We start from the raw sequence: 15,500 nt of genomic DNA, 5'->3' as shown, positions 1-15,500 counted from the left end.
TCCAAGACGAGGAGGTAGATAGGTTCGAGGTGGAAGCATGGTGACATGTGGAGCTGACGAATACTAATCGATCGAGGACTTATCTATACATGATGTTGGCTTGTCAGATGAATTCTTATCTAGTTTTTAGGGTATATGTGATATAATGGATAAGCAATGACAAGTTGTCTGATTCTGGAACGACGTCGAGCGATTTCCAACCAAAAGTCTGGTGACGATAGCGAAGAGGACCCACCTGTTCCCATGCCGAACACAGCAGTTAAGCTCTTCAGCGCCCATGGTAGTTGGGGATTTCCCCTGCAAGAGTAGGACGTTGCCAGGCTTTCCTATGGTAAGCTTTGTGGAACAGACGATTGAATCCATTCATTCCACAGTAGCTCAGTGGTAGAGCAATCGGCTGTTAACCGATCGGTCGTAGGTTCGAATCCTACCTGTGGAGCCATTTGCTTCCATAGCTCAGTGGTAGAGCACTTCCATGGTAAGGAAGGGGTCGCCGGTTCAAATCCGGCTGGAAGCTTTGTTTTACTTTAGAACTTCAAGATTGGCCCGTTGGTCAAGTGGTTAAGACACCGCCCTTTCACGGCGGTAACACGGGTTCGAATCCCGTACGGGTCACCATTATCACTTTAAAGAAGGCATGTTAAGATCGCGACTTCCTGTCGCAACACATGCATTAGCACATTATTGGAGGATTAGCTCAGCTGGGAGAGCACTTGCCTTACAAGCAAGGGGTCGCAGGTTCGAGCCCTGCATCCTCCACCATATAAGCCGGCCTAGCTCAACTGGTAGAGCAACTGACTTGTAATCAGTAGGTTGGGGGTTCAAGTCCTCTGGCCGGCACCAGTCAGTCCAATGTTATATTTATGTATGGAGGGATAGCGAAGTTGGCCAAACGCGGCGGACTGTAAATCCGCTCCCATCGGGTTCGTAGGTTCGAGTCCTACTCCCTCCACCATTGTATAAAAAGTTTGTAAGTGTATATAATAACATTGTACGCTTTCTTTTTTAGGTTATTGGGCTATAGCCAAGCGGTAAGGCAACGGTTTTTGGTACCGTCATGCGCTGGTTCGAATCCAGCTAGCCCAGCCATTTTCTTTTCCTACATAATAGAGATAATCTTGTCAGAGCCATTAGCTCAGTTGGTAGAGCATCTGACTTTTAATCAGAGGGTCGGAGGTTCGAATCCTCCATGGCTCACCATCTGTTATAAAAGTTGGGGCCTTAGCTCAGCTGGGAGAGCGCCTGCTTTGCACGCAGGAGGTCAGCGGTTCGATCCCGCTAGGCTCCACCATATATAACTGTTCAAGCACTTTTCCAAATGGGAAAGGCTTTTTTTATTGGTGAAATACTTTTACATAAATGCTTGAAACAAGCAATTATTAGAGCATTTGAACTTTTTATTGTAGTAAGTGAAAGGAAATTTGATGATATCTGCCACCTTCACTACTATTATTCTGAAATCAAGCTTTTCCATTTACCACAGTTGGCTGTTCATAAGTCTTACTTGAATCTATCATTGACAGACACAAAACAAACACAAATGAAGATTATTTTTCTGTTTGTGTTTGTTTGTGTTTGTTGTTGAGTTATAATAAAGATATAACATCAATGATGGAGGGCGATTGAAATGAAAATGAGCCAAGCAGTTCCAGATGATTTGCTAGCGTTAGATGCACCATTTGTAACCGAAATGATGGAAATTACCAATTATATGTGGCGCTTTGGATGGGATGAGCGAAACGGCGGCAATATCAGTTACCTTTTAAAAGAGGATGAAGTAAAGCCCTACTTAGATACGAGTCGCGTCTTACGTAATATTATCTTAGATTTTCCTGTAAAGGAACTGGCTAATCAGTTTTTTATTGTCACTGGTTCTGGTAAGTTTTTTAAAAATGTGACGTCAAAGCCTTCAGAATGTCTAGGGATTATGCGTGTTAGTGAGAATGGTGACAGTGTTGATCTGCTTTGGGGATTAACGGGAGATGGTAAGCCGACAAGCGAATTACCAGCCCATTTCAGAAGTCATATTGCCAGGTTAAGACAAGATTCTGACCATCGTGTTATCATGCATAATCACGCAACAAATATTATTGCTATGACATTTACCCATGAATTAAACGAGAAATCGTTCAGCAAAACCCTGTGGAAAATGTGTACGGAATGTATCGTTGTTTTTCCTGAGGGTATAGCCATATTGCCGTGGATGATCCCTGGCACGGATGAGATAGGCATCCGTACAGCAGAAAAAATGGAGAGATATCGCTTAGTTGTGTGGCCGCATCACGGAATCTTTGGTGCAGGAAACGCAATCGATGACGCATTCGGATTAATCGAGACAGCGGAAAAGGCGGCGCAAGTATACATGCTGACAAGTGCCCATCAAGGCGGTATCAAACAAGAAATTACAGACGAGCAATTGATTGCTTTGGCGCGGGCTTTTGGAGTAAAGCCAAATATTGATTTTATTTAATCAAACGATAACCAGTTCAGTATATGAGCAGGTTTTTTGCATCATACACTACTATCAGCCATGCTTTCTAATCCATATCACAAAAAATGCTGCAACTTGACTTTAGTGAAAAAACACAGGACACTATGTCTAGTGATGATGACGAAAGGAGTAGTTTTTTGATGAAAATGGATAGTAAAGGGGCATATCCGTTATATGCTCAGTTGGCAGACGAGATGCGGCAAAATATTCAAACCGAAAAATGGCCAGAAGGAGCACGAATACCAACCGAAATGGAGCTTTGTGCCATCCATCACGTAAGTCGAATTACGATACGTAAGGCTATTGATGAGCTGATGAAAGAAGATTTATTAATTCGTATTCGTTCGAAAGGGACGTTTGTCAAAGAAGCCTTTCAGGAGGAGGATCACTTCACCGTTGTCAAAGGTTTTACCCAAGAATTGCAAGAGCGAGGTAAATTAGCCAAAACGGTAGATGTTGATGTTCAGCTAGCGAATGCCAATAAGCGTGTAGCCAAGTTTCTAAACATAGAGATAGGCAGTCAGATATTCGTGTTAAAGCGGGTTAGAGGTGATGAAGACGCCGTTTTTGCCTACTTTATTACCTATATTCCCTATGATCGAGATTATTCTTTAGACCCGCAGGATTATTATACCTCTTTTTATGCCTATTTACGCACCAAAAATATTGTAATTGATCAGGAAAGAGAATATGTGGAGGCAGTCTTGCCCAATCGTGAGGTGCAGCGGAAATTGAAAATAAAGGCTACAGAACCAGTGCTGAAACGGGTTCGTTTTACTTCACAAGTATCAGGTGACTTTTATGAATATACCGAATGTTTTTATATAGGCAAAAAATATCGTTATTACTTGGATTTTAATCCGGAATGAATTTCTATAACAAACCCTGTAATCCCTTGGGACAGAGCCTTTTTAAAAAGACAATGAGAACCCTTTATCCTATGCTATAATGTTATAACAAAAGAACAATTGTGGGGGTATGTTATGTGTATGATGCTTTTCCAGAGACGAGAGTTAATGTAGCGGGAGGAGTTGCTGGATATCAAGCGATTCAAGATCAAATACGATCGAACAAAAGCAGGGTCATTGTTCTAGAATGTTATCCGACTGTTGATGAAAAAGAGCTATTGGAGCAATTGATTACACCTTTAGAGCCAGATGTCATTATTCAGGCGTCAGAACAGTTTTATCCGCCGAAACAGGTTACGACTATGGTGGAGGATTATTTAACGGATGATCGTGTTTTTGGAGTGATTAGCCATCATCAACTGCAGGACTTTATTGATAAAGAACGCCAGCAGACATTACAGGAAAAAATTATAACTGCTCTAAAAAGTCATCAAACCATTGTGATTTATGGGGTAGGTGCTTCATTGCTCCATACAGCTGATTTGCTCATTTATGCCGATCTTTCCAGATGGGAAATCCAAAAACGCTATCAATCTGGTGACTATAGTAATTGGCAAGCCAATAATGCGGGAGAGGATCCTTTGCGTATGACCAAGCGTGGCTATTTTTTTGAGTGGCGTATGGCTGATCGCTTCAAACAGCAATGGTTTGCTTCAGTAGATTATTTCTTAGACACCCATCAACCTAATCAACCTGTTATGCTAGAGGCTTCTGCTTATTTTGAAGCATTAAAACAGGTGGCTGCACGTCCCTTCCGATTGGTTCCTTTCTTTGAACCAGGTATATGGGGAGGCGAGTGGCTGCAGGAAACCTTTCAAGTTGGTCAAGATCGCCCGAATTTGGCTTGGTGTTTTGATGGAGTACCAGAAGAAAATAGTATCGTGTTAAGAACCGATAAGATAAGGATGGAGATTCCGGCCAATAATTTAGTCTTTTTTCAGCCTATTGCTCTATTGGGAGAGAGTGTTTATTACCGTTTTGGCAAAGAATTTCCGATCCGATTTAATTATCTTGATACGGTAGACGGAGGTAACTTAAGCCTGCAGGTACATCCTTTACTAGCATATATACAAGAAACGTTTGATATGTCCTATACCCAGGATGAGAGCTATTACATAATGGAGGCCAAGGAGGGAGCTTCGGTTTACTTAGGGGTGCAAAATGGTACCGATAAACAAGATTTAGTGGAGGCATTGCAGTATTCTTTCGCAAGCGGCGATCGCTTTCCAGATGAACGATATATTTATCAGAGATCGGTGAAAAAGCATGATCATTATTCGATCCCGGCAGGCACTATCCATAGTGCGGGTGCCGATACCGTGGTGCTTGAGATTAGTGCTACGCCTAATCGCTTTACCTTTAAACTTTGGGATTGGGAGCGAGTAGGGCTAGATGGTTTACCGCGTCCTGTGCACATCAACCACGGTGAACCTAATTTGGTTATATCACGTGATCAGGATTGGGTGGAACGAGAGTTATGCAACCCATTTGAGGTGATAGCAGAACATTCTCATTGGAAGGAAGAACGTACCGGCCTGCATCAAACAGAGTTTATTGAAACGAGAAGGCACACGTTTACCGGTAAGGTACTACACCAAACCCATGGCAGTGTGAATATGCTGAATTTGGTAGAGGGGGAAGAGGCAGTTATTGAAAGTTTGGATAATAGCTTTGAGCCTTTTATTGTACACTACGGAGAAACCTTTATTATCCCGGCATGCGTGAAGCAATATACCATTCAGCCGTCTGGGAAAAGTATGGATGAACAACTAATGACGATCAAAGCGTTTGTTCGAGATGGTGCTGAGCAGTACCATTTAACGTCATAAGCAAAGGAAAATCCGTATGTTGAGCTGCAGGTGAGGGCGAACCGAATGAAGTTACCACTCAGCAAAGCTGCTGACACATATTACAATTGTTGATTGTCAACGAATCTAAGGTTCACAAAAGGAGAATAAAAATGAGCAAAAAATGGAAACTGCAACTAATCCATCATTCGCACACTGATATTGGTTATACCGACAGGCAAGAAAAGATTGAACAACATCACGTCGATTATATCAAAGCCGTCATCGACATTTTGGAGGCGAGCGAAAATGGCTCCCGCCCAGAATGGCAGGGGTACAAGTGGACATGTGAAAACTATTGGCAAGTTGAGCGCTTTTTTCAACAGGCTGAGACGCGAGATAAGCAGAAATTTATTGATTATGTGAAAGCAGGAAAGATCGATATTTCCTTAACCTATTTGAATATGACGGAGCTGGTCGATAACGATATTTTGGATCACATGTTTAAAAAGGGAAGGGCTTTTTCAAATCAGCATCAGCTTGGCTTAGATGCCGCGATGACTGCAGATATCAATGGTTTTTCCTGGGGATATGCAGAAACGATGTATCAAAACGGCATTATCAATCTATATTCGTGCTTACATACCCATCATGGCATGTTTCCACTGTATCAAAAGCAGATTCCATTTTGGTGGGAAACGCCTAAGGGAAATAAGGTGCTCGTTTGGAATGGAGATCATTATCAAATCGGCAATGATTTTATGCTGATTCCGAATAGCTTTCGCATCGATGATGGTGCGGAAATGACCACATTAGAAGACCAGCTGGAGGTAGCCGAACAACGTATTTTTGAATACTTGGATAATCTGGAACAAGAGGGGTATCCATTCGATTTTGTCCCCAATATGATTTCGGGGATTATGACCGATAACTCACCGCCTAATCCGCGTTTAATCGAAATGATTCACTGCTGGAATGAGAAACATGGAGACCAAGTAGAGATCGAACTGATTACCTTGCACCAGTTTTTCACTTTTCTTCGTGGGCAAGCATTGGATTTGCCGGTATATGCCGGTGATTGGACGGACTGGTGGGCAGATGGGGTAGGCTCTACACCTGCACCGACGAAGATTTATCGAGATGCACAACGAAAATATCATCTGACGCAGAAACTAGATCCACAAGCGGAGTGCAACAAAGGTTCTCTTGTTCAGGAGGCGGAGTACCAATTGATGTTATATGCGGAGCATACCTGGGGTTATGCCTCGTCCGTCAGCGAGCCCTGGAATACACTCGTTAATGATTTAGACTACCGTAAAGCAGCTTATGCAATTAACGCCAATCGTTTTCTTTCTCAGCAGCTGGATCAAGTGCTTCGTCATAGGGGAGAAGTGCCACCGTCTATTGATCGGGAGAAATATTTCAAAGTGGTCAATCCGCACGACCATCCAGTGACAGATTATGCGATGGTGCCTATTAAGCATTGGGAACATATTGATGGCAGGTACTTGGCAGGAGATTTGGAAAAGGTCGTAGATGTGATGGATTGCCAGACAAACGAGCGGCTTACTGCCCAACTTACCTCGATACCCAGCGGCGTGCAGATTGAATTTGCTATTTCATTAGAAGCCAAGGAAGAAAGAGTTGTAAAATTGGTAAAAGCTAATGTGCCTAAGCAACCGAGGATAAAGAATTATGCCCATATCGGTACCGATCGAGTGGAGGATTTGGCTGCTTACCCAGGATATGCAGGTATTCCGAATACCCATGTGCTGGAGTCGGAACATTATCGCATAAGTTTCGATCAAACAACAGGGATCATCTCCTTATGGGATAAATGGAACGATCAAGAACTGATTCATCAAGACGCTCCTTATGCACCTTTTGCTGGTGTGTATGAAAAGACACCTATTACAACGGATGCCTGTACCGAGAGAAGGCTAATGGGGCGAAATCGTAAAGGACGACTGGCAGAGCGTCATCATGCCCATTTGAAGCACATTGAAGTGACCAAAGATGGCGATTTATTTACCATGCTGCAAATGGACTTTGACTTGGCAGGTACTCAAGCTTACAGCGTTCTGCTCAAGCTGTACAAAGACATACCTAAGATAGCTGTAACCGTTAGAATTCAGAAGCAGAATGAGTGGGCGCCAGAGAATCTTTATATAGCCTTACCGTTTCAGATGAGAAGAAATGGCGAATTATTTATTGAAAAGACAGGTGCCATGCTTCGACCAGTGATCGATCAATTGCCCGGAACGAATACCGAATTTTATTCATTACAGAATGGGCTTGCCTTTACGGGAGACGAGAGCGCCTTTGTAGTTGCGATCAAAGATACGCCACTCATTACGTTAGGTTCGCTGGCACATCATCCGGTGGAACTGGCTAACCCTAAGCTCCATGAGAAAAACCAACAGCCAGTTTACTCCTGGGTGATGAATAACTTTTGGGAAACCAATTTTAAGGTGGATTTGTCCGGCTTTTATGAGTTCGATTATCAGCTATATCTTGTGACAGAACAACAAAGCCCGGCACAATTAATGGAAAAGTGTCAGCAGCTTAACCAAGGCTTAGTGGCATTCCCGATTAATCCTGAATAACAAAGGAGCTTGGTCATGAAGACGTTACACGTGGTGTTTAAAACACATTTGGATATTGGTTTTACCGATCTTGCGGAAAAAGTAATGGAGACGTACCTCCATGATTTTATCCCACGGGCAGTTGAAATAGGTGAGTTGCTGCCCGGTCAATTTACTTGGACTACGGGTTCTTGGTTGATTGATCACTACTTAAGGCATGAATCCGTGACGGAAGAAGCGAAACAACGATTAATAACGGCAATTGAGGCGGGTACGATTAAATGGCATGGTCTTCCTGTAACTACTCATACCGAGTTAATGGATCGCGAGCTGTTTGAATATGGACTTTCGATTTCACAAGCATTAGATGATCGATTTGATCAGGAAACGATTGCTGCCAAAATGACCGATGTCCCTGGCCATACGATCGCGATGGTTCCTCTGATGGCCAAAGCAGGTCTGAAGTATTTGCATATTGGTGTCAATGCCAGCTCCGCAGTGCCAGATGTGCCAGAATTATTTGTCTGGAGGGCAAGCGATGGCTCAGAGATTATAGTGCACTATGCCAAAGATTATGGACAGACCTTTGAACGAGAAGGATGGGAGGACCTGCTCTATTTTGCTCATAGTCATGATAATCAAGGGCCTCCGGCTGACGCAGAAGAGGTGCGGTTCCTTCATCAACAACTACAACAGCAGTATCCAGAAGCCGAAATTATAGCTTCGAGTTTAGATGCCTTTGCCCAAGCTGCCTGGCAGAAAAAAGATTTACTACCTGTGATAGAAGAGGAGATAGCCGATACGTGGATTCATGGTGTAGGTTCTGCACCTGCTAAAATTAGTAAGTATCAATGCTTATTGCGCCTGCGGGATCAATGGTTGGAAGAAGGCAGCCTGTCAAGAGACAGTACCAGCTACCGCCAGTTCTCCGAGCAATTGCTGCTGGTAGCAGAGCATACCTGGGGCGGTAATGGGAATGTCTTTTTACCTGATTATCGTAACTATTTAATCGACGATTTTCATCAGGCTCGTGCTCAGGATAAGATAACTTTTCATCGTGAGCAAACCGGGAAAGATTTTTTCGACCTGATGACGTCCATCAGCACAAATATTGACGATGCCGAACAAGCGCATAAGCGTTCTTATAACCTCTATGAAAAAACATGGCAGGAACAGGAGCGCTATCTGGAACAGGCTGTGGCAAGCCTCTCTGTCGAACAACAGCGACAAGCGAAAGCAGCATTTGCCGATCTGGAAGCAACTATTACACCGATTGCAGTCGCTAATCAATCTGTTGTTGCTGGGAAGCTATATCAGTTTGGGGATGTGTCGCTTTCCTTTACAGCAAGCGGCGCCTTACAAGAGCTGCGAGTGAAGCAGCATTCCTTGCTGGCGGATGGGAAACGATTTGGTGAATTATCCTATCAACGCTTTGATTTTGCTGATTTCAATCAATTTTTAAGTAAGTACAGCCGACTGACTCGATGGACGAGCTCTTGGGCGTTAGTAGATTTCGCCAAAAGGGGAATAGAGGCCTATGCAGAAATTCGCCATGAGCTCATCTATCCGTATGTGGAAAAATCATCGTTTACACAGGAGGGAGATCAAGTTGTTTTCTATTTTGATTTGGCCTTTCATGAATGGGATGTTCGCAGCTATGGTTTGCCGTCACAAGTACGACTCCGTTATCAGTTAGACCTTGTTGAACAGACTTTTCAAGCAGAATTGCGAATGAAAGATAAAGATGCCAACCGCATGCCGGAAGCTTACTGGCTGGAAACGACTTTATCGGTTGCCAATCCATACCGCTGGCAGATGGATAAGCTTGATCAACCACTGTCCCCGTATCAAGTGGTTCGAAATGGCAATCGTAATATGCATGCCCTGTCGAAAGAGGGACTAACCTATAGCGGGATAGAGGGCAAGCTTGCCATCCGTTCTCAGGAAGCGCCATTATTCTCCTTTGGACGCCGCAGCTTGTTATTATTTGATAATGCCCAGCCTTCTTTAAATGATGGGATTTTTATTAATCTGTATAACAATGTATGGGGAACCAACTTCCCAGCTTGGTATGAGGGGGATATGTGTTATCGGTTGGAGGTAGATTTACAGGTGTATTAGGGGAAGTTGGAGGCGTCTGATCTAAGGTGAGGCGCCTTATTTTTTTGGATAAAAATGAAGCTTGCCATCTCGGATGTGAAAAGTAGCGACAAAGCTGTATGGATACCTTCTACTAGAAATAGCGGTTGACCCTATGATCCCAAAATACGATAAATAGCAGCCTGTTTGCCGGAGAATGTTTTTGCTCTGCCATATGTTAAGGGATATTTTGTTTTGAATATCCCTTGTAATAATTGTTAACTATGCAAATACATATTGTTACAAATCAGAAAATGGATGCTATACTTGAATGAATACAGTTCGCAAGCAGGGGATTAGATTAGATATGCCCAAGGATAACGAAAAATTATTGGTTTTTTGGAGTGACTAAATCGCAATGAACATAAATCAATCCTAATGGAGGTGTTCACTATTACTGGAAAAGTTATGCTTCGATTAATCGTTAGTTTTAGTTTTTTTGTGATATTCTTATGGTTTGCATTATACGAGGGTAGTTTTTTGCTGATGGATAATACGGAGTGGAATAGCTCGACAAAGTTCACTCACTTTTTGTATACCAATCCTAATCTCCCAACAGATATCGTAAATGTTGACTTTTTTATCTATGCGATTAAATTCCGACCTGTATTTCCTGTCATTTCGTTAGTTTGTTTGTTATACGGACTTTATATTCTATTAAGGGGTCTAGAAACAAAATATCAATTCATTCGTAAGCTGCGTTATTTACTAGGTGGTTTGTTCATCGTAGCAGCATTCTGGATGTTTAGTACGCTAACAGTAGGAACGATTTTATTTTCGACCATCGTTTTTATAGTTGGTTTGGGTTACCTCACAGGACCCTTTATTAAAAATATGGTGTATAGAAATGGTACAGCTTCCCCGGTATAGGCGCAGAACAAATGTCGTTATCTTGAGATGACGGCCAAAATCTGAGGGGAAAACACTGAAATGGGCGTCATCGCCGAAATGACGGCCAAAATCTGAGGGGAAAGCACTGAAATGGGCGTCATCGCCGAAATGACGGCCAAAATCTGAGGGGAAAGCACTGAAATGGGCGTCATCGCCGAAATGACGGCCAAAATCCGAGGAAAAAGCGCTGAAATGGGCGTCATCCTGGAAATGACGGCCAAAATCTGATGGGAAAGCGTCGAAACGGTCGTCATCCCACTAAAGGTTTTATTAGATAAATAACATCGCCCCGCTCAACTGTTTTCCAATTCACCATATCACCATCTATTCATTTTATGCTATAATAGACTGTAAAAAACATAAGATGCATAGTTGCAAAAAAGGGGAAAGCGATGAAAACTACCAAAGAAATCGAAGAACAGTACCAGATCAGTCGGCAGACCTTACATAACTGGATCAATGAAGGGTTACTACGTATGCCACATAAAGACTGGCGCGGCTGGTTTAACTGGTCAGAAGATAACGAAAGGCAGATTAAACAATTGATGGATATAAAAGAACAACAAAACAACCAAACACCACAGCAACCAACCGAGAAACTGAAATTAATCAATCGTCGTTATTTAGGCTCGAAGCAGAAGATTCTCCATTTTATTGAGGAGACGATTGCCAAGCATACTTCCGATATACATAGTGTTGCCGATATATTTGCCGGAACCGGAGCGGTGGCTGATATCTTTCGAGCTCAAGGAAAAAAGGTGATCGTCAACGATATCTTATATTCTAACTATCTCGCCTACCTCACCTGGTTCAGCGATGAACAGGTAGACTATGAGAAGATTACTGATTATATTGAGGCATTTAATCGGTTTGACACGGAGCAAGATAATTATGTCTCGCTCCATTTTGGTGGCAGTTATTTTTCACCAGAAAATGCTCGTAAGATTGGGGCAGTACGTGAACGAATCGAACAACTTCAAGACGTGAATGAGCGGGAGAAGGCTTTTTTGATTACTTCTTTGTTGTACGCCATGGATAAGGTAGCAAATACGGTGGGGCATTACGACGCTTATCGTCAGAAATTGGACAGTCTGAAGCCACTACATTTACGAGTGCCCGAACTGCATCATAATCGAAAAAATGGTCTGTATTGTCAAGATGCGAATCAATTGGTTCGTGAGATTAAGGCCGATCTTGTTTATATTGATACCCCTTATAACTCGCGGCAATATGGCGATGCCTATCATTTGCTGGAAAACATCGCCAAGTGGGAAAAGCCAGAGGTTGCCGGGGTGGCCAAGAAGATGGTCGATCGTCAATCCTTAAAGAGCGAATATTCCACCAAACAGGCTCCTCTCGCCTTTGATGATTTGATTCAGCATATTGATGCGAAATATATTGTAGTCTCTTACAATAATATGGCGCAAAAGGGCAATGGCCGCTCAAATGCGAAGATTTCTAATGAAGAGATTATGAGTTCACTAGAAAAACGCGGACAGGTGACCGTTTATGAAACGCCGTTCCAAGCCTTTACAACGGGGAAAACGAATATTGAAGACCATAAAGAATTACTTTATGTCTGTGAAGTGGGTGCTCGTGAACAAGCACCAGCTGTCAAGACGGATTACACGATGTCACCGATTAATTATACTGGTGGAAAATATAAATTACTCCCTCAGTTGTTCCCGTTATTTCCTGATCAGTATGAAAACTTTATTGATATCTTCGCTGGTGGGGCGAACGTCGGCATTAATGCAACACCCAATGGGAAGGTGTGGATCAATGATCGCGAGGAACGGGTGATTGAGCTATATGAACTTCTAGCGAAAACACCGCAAGATGAAGTGCTGGCAATGGTAGAGCGCATTATTGCTACGTATCAACTATCCGATACCAAGAATAAAGGCTATCGTTTTTATGGTCTGGATTCGGCAAAAGGGATGGGGGCTTATAATAAAGAGAAATTCATTCGACTACGCAGGGATTATAACGAAGGTGTTTATGATCAGGATCCGCTGAAGCCGATTGTCTTTTATGTGTTATTAGTCTATGGGTTCAACAACCAGATCCGTTTTAATGCCAAAGGTGCTTATAATTTACCTGTTGGCAAGCGTGATTTTAACAGCCGGATGGAACAGAAACTCATCCACTTTATGGATGCCTTACAAGCAAAGTCTTTTGTGTTCTCTACCAAGGATTTTCGGGAGATTGATCAAATCGGCAAGGAGGATTTCGTTTATTTGGACCCGCCTTACTTAATATCCACCGCCAGCTATAATGAGAATGGCGGCTGGGGGGAGCAAGACGAACGGGATTTGTTGGATTTTCTCGATCGATTAGACCAGCAAGGGGCCAAATGGGCCTTATCCAATGTATCGTTGCATAAAGGACAGGAGAATCAAATGTTGTTAAAATGGGCGGAGCATTACCATATGCATATCCTTGATTACCATTATAATAATTCCAACTATCAATCAAAGGCGAAACATAACAAGACACAGGAAGTTTTGATTACGAACTATCAAAAGCAGCTGCCTAAAGGGGGAGCCGGATGAAGGTTAAAGAAAAGCAGGTCTTCAATTTATATGATACCAACGGCAGAAGGAAAGATGTGATCAATGCCTATAAAATCTATACCGAGATTCTGGAGCAAATCTATCAAGAGAGTGAATCAGAGGTTTGGGCCCGTTATCCAGAAGCCAATACCCAATTTCGCTTCTATGAACTGGCAATTGAACGTTCTCCGGAGATCTTCAAACAGCATAGCAATTATGATCGTTTCATCGAGGCAATGAAGGATCCAGAGGTGAAGAAGACCTTTGAACAGACCCCTGTCAAGGACATAAAGCGTGATCCGAAGCTGAAAGAACTGTATAAATTATTAGATACCCATATCGAAAAAAGGGCCCGTCACTATTCAAGCAATTTAGTGAAAATTGGCTTAGCGGATGAAAAAAGAAGGATATCACCTATCGGAAAATCCTGGATACATGGAAAAAAGCTTCGTCGCAGTCAGTTAGAAGAGCTGCTGCCGATTGATGATACCAACTTAATTTTCTTTCGCCAGTTGTTGAAGCTCAGGGTCTATACGAATGAAGGGGATTATTATTATTCACCGATGTGGATGGCGATTTATTTGTTATTGAAATATGAACGGATTCATCAAGACTTGTTTATTACTTTGGTTCAAATGATGAGTCCGTATCAACCGGTGGATGTTCAAGCGTTTGTAGAAGATTTTTTAGAAGGAGCTGCCCAGGTTGCCGAACGGAATTATATCGATAATCAGCATGGCGAAGCTTGGGAGGACATCACTGCAGCACCAATTCCCATGTCCAATGCATTATTTACTGCCCACTTCTCTAGTGGCAAAAGCGAGCAGGCGATTCAAGTGTATTGGGAGTTTTATCAACGATTAATTGCTTTTAATCATGAGCGGAAGGCAGAGCAGCTAGACAAGCTTGTGGAACTCTTTTCTGATCCAAAAAAGCGTGCGATGATTAACAAGGCGTTTGGATTTGGACGAAATCTGTTTCACTTCGATAAAAAGAAGACCAGTGATGTGGAGGTATTCTTAGAGCAGAATCAAGCGGTAGATATTCTCTCAAATGATCAGATCAATGAGAAGCTTTTTCTCCAATTTCAGGCTTCCAAACGTCATGATCAAATCCAGGAATATGGTGATGTTACCCAGCGCGTGATGCGAGTAACCGGTTTGATCCGCTTTAAGAATCAAATTGTTGAGTTAGCCCAACGCGATGTTTGGCAAAAGGTTTTTGATAAGATCGATATCCAGTCACTTATTTTCCGACCTTCTACAGAAAGAGCATGTGAGGCTTATGAGCAGGCTATTGAGTCTTCAGATTTCTTTCATCATCGAACGCTGGAGGAAATCGTCGCATACCCTTCGGATCAGGTTAAACCAACGATCCAGGCGATTAAGCAGGCCTTGCAGATAACGGAGGAAGAGGATATTCGGAATACCTTACTTACTCAAACAAGCAGGGCGTTTCAAAAGCATATTGTTGACCATTACCCGAAAGAAAAAATCTTGGAAATTCTCCCGCTTTTTTCGGATCGTCGAAATGATGCTAAGATTCAAAAAATGGTATCGGAAAGTACGGATGTACCGACTATTTTCGAGTATATCGTTGGGATTGCTTGGTATCATATTAGCTCAGAGAAGTTTGATTTATTTTCCAGCCTCAACCTATCAATGAATGCCGATTTTGAGCCGGAAACCCATGCCGGTGGAGGGTCAGGCGATATTGTGGTTGATTATGGCGATCGGATCGTCATGCTGGAGGTCACCTTAATGAATAAGCAGGCGCAGAAGCGTGGAGAGTGGGAACCGGTGCTTCGTCATGCCACCAACCTAACGATCGAATCGGCACCAAAGCCTGTCACTACTTTGTTTATTGCCGACGAATTGGATGAGAATACGATCAATATTTGGCGTGCTGTGGCAATGGTGCCCCTACAGTCCTCACGCCAAGCAGGGAAGTTTGCCGATTCGGTGACGATAATGCCGTTGAAGAACGATGAGCTGGCTACGATGTTGGCCCATGATAAGCATGATCAGGACTTCTTTCATCAGATTCAACAGTCGTTTGCTGCCTTGTCGCAGGATTTTGATAAGGAGTGGCGAGCAGGAATTATCCATGATTAGTAAAAGGGCAGGATCGTTGTCATCCTGCCC

9 protein-coding genes, 9 tRNA genes and 2 rRNA genes are annotated in these 15,500 nt (G+C 42.9%); 19 read left to right on the top strand and 1 reads right to left on the bottom strand.

Annotation, left to right across the window (positions count from 1 at the left end; translation table 11 throughout):
* From BN6556_RS07230 to BN6556_RS07150, 17 genes are all read left to right on the top strand, one after another.
* Positions 1-87, top strand: a 23S ribosomal RNA gene (locus BN6556_RS07230); the annotation flags it as partial.
* A 120-nt stretch (positions 88-207) separates the two neighbouring features.
* Positions 208-322: ribosomal RNA gene (rrf, locus tag BN6556_RS07225) — 5S ribosomal RNA — on the top strand.
* Between the two features lie 45 nt (positions 323-367).
* Positions 368-442, top strand: a tRNA-Asn gene (locus tag BN6556_RS07220).
* A 3-nt stretch (positions 443-445) separates the two neighbouring features.
* Positions 446-517: transfer RNA gene (locus tag BN6556_RS07215), tRNA-Thr, on the top strand.
* Between the two features lie 26 nt (positions 518-543).
* Positions 544-618: transfer RNA gene (locus tag BN6556_RS07210), tRNA-Glu, on the top strand.
* 68 nt (positions 619-686) lie between these two features.
* Positions 687-762: transfer RNA gene (locus BN6556_RS07205), tRNA-Val, on the top strand.
* A gap of 5 nt (positions 763-767) precedes the next feature.
* Positions 768-843 (top strand) — tRNA-Thr (locus BN6556_RS07200).
* A 26-nt stretch (positions 844-869) separates the two neighbouring features.
* A tRNA-Tyr gene (locus tag BN6556_RS07195) sits at positions 870-955 on the top strand.
* 59 nt (positions 956-1,014) lie between these two features.
* Positions 1,015-1,089: transfer RNA gene (locus tag BN6556_RS07190), tRNA-Gln, on the top strand.
* 35 nt (positions 1,090-1,124) lie between these two features.
* Positions 1,125-1,200, top strand: a tRNA-Lys gene (locus BN6556_RS07185).
* Positions 1,201-1,215: 15 nt separating this feature from the next.
* Positions 1,216-1,291 (top strand) — tRNA-Ala (locus BN6556_RS07180).
* 336 nt (positions 1,292-1,627) lie between these two features.
* Positions 1,628-2,470, top strand: coding sequence for a rhamnulose-1-phosphate aldolase (gene rhaD / locus BN6556_RS07175; protein WP_392388587.1), 843 nt, complete (start codon positions 1,628-1,630; stop codon positions 2,468-2,470).
* 161 nt (positions 2,471-2,631) lie between these two features.
* Positions 2,632-3,360, top strand: coding sequence for a GntR family transcriptional regulator (locus BN6556_RS07170; RefSeq protein ID WP_066188952.1), 729 nt, complete (start codon positions 2,632-2,634; stop codon positions 3,358-3,360).
* A 116-nt stretch (positions 3,361-3,476) separates the two neighbouring features.
* Positions 3,477-5,228, top strand: a complete 1,752-nt coding sequence (locus BN6556_RS07165) for a class I mannose-6-phosphate isomerase (protein ID WP_066188949.1) — start codon at positions 3,477-3,479, stop codon at positions 5,226-5,228.
* A gap of 131 nt (positions 5,229-5,359) precedes the next feature.
* A complete protein-coding gene (locus tag BN6556_RS07160) occupies positions 5,360-7,792 on the top strand; it encodes a glycoside hydrolase family 38 N-terminal domain-containing protein (protein ID WP_078059964.1) in 2,433 nt (810 codons plus the stop codon).
* Positions 7,793-7,807: 15 nt separating this feature from the next.
* A complete protein-coding gene (locus BN6556_RS07155; protein WP_066188947.1) occupies positions 7,808-9,892 on the top strand; it encodes a DUF5054 domain-containing protein in 2,085 nt (694 codons plus the stop codon).
* A 396-nt stretch (positions 9,893-10,288) separates the two neighbouring features.
* Positions 10,289-10,780 (top strand): DUF4306 domain-containing protein, encoded by a 492-nt coding sequence (locus BN6556_RS07150; protein WP_066188944.1) that lies wholly within the window; start codon positions 10,289-10,291, stop codon positions 10,778-10,780.
* A gap of 17 nt (positions 10,781-10,797) precedes the next feature.
* Here BN6556_RS07150 and BN6556_RS21870 read toward each other — a convergent pair whose 3' ends face one another.
* Positions 10,798-11,055 (bottom strand): hypothetical protein, encoded by a 258-nt coding sequence (locus BN6556_RS21870; RefSeq protein WP_148436685.1) that lies wholly within the window; start codon positions 11,053-11,055, stop codon positions 10,798-10,800.
* Between the two features lie 138 nt (positions 11,056-11,193).
* On the opposite strand from BN6556_RS21870, the gene BN6556_RS07145 reads away from it, so the two are divergent.
* Both BN6556_RS07145 and BN6556_RS07140 read left to right on the top strand, forming a co-directional pair.
* Positions 11,194-13,356: a Dam family site-specific DNA-(adenine-N6)-methyltransferase gene (locus tag BN6556_RS07145; protein WP_066188939.1), complete on the top strand. Its 2,163-nt coding sequence runs from the start codon at positions 11,194-11,196 to the stop codon at positions 13,354-13,356.
* Entirely contained in the window at positions 13,353-15,470 is a 2,118-nt protein-coding gene (locus tag BN6556_RS07140) for an AlwI family type II restriction endonuclease (RefSeq protein ID WP_066188936.1), read from the top strand. The genes BN6556_RS07145 and BN6556_RS07140 overlap by 4 nt, the downstream gene beginning before the upstream one ends.
* The last annotated feature ends 30 nt before the right edge of the window (positions 15,471-15,500 follow it).

The organism is Gracilibacillus timonensis (assembly GCF_900086715.1).
GTDB classification, from domain to species: domain Bacteria; phylum Bacillota; class Bacilli; order Bacillales; family Amphibacillaceae; genus Gracilibacillus; species Gracilibacillus timonensis.
Note: the sequence above shows the minus strand (reverse complement) of the source record. Positions and strands in the feature narration are given on the sequence as shown.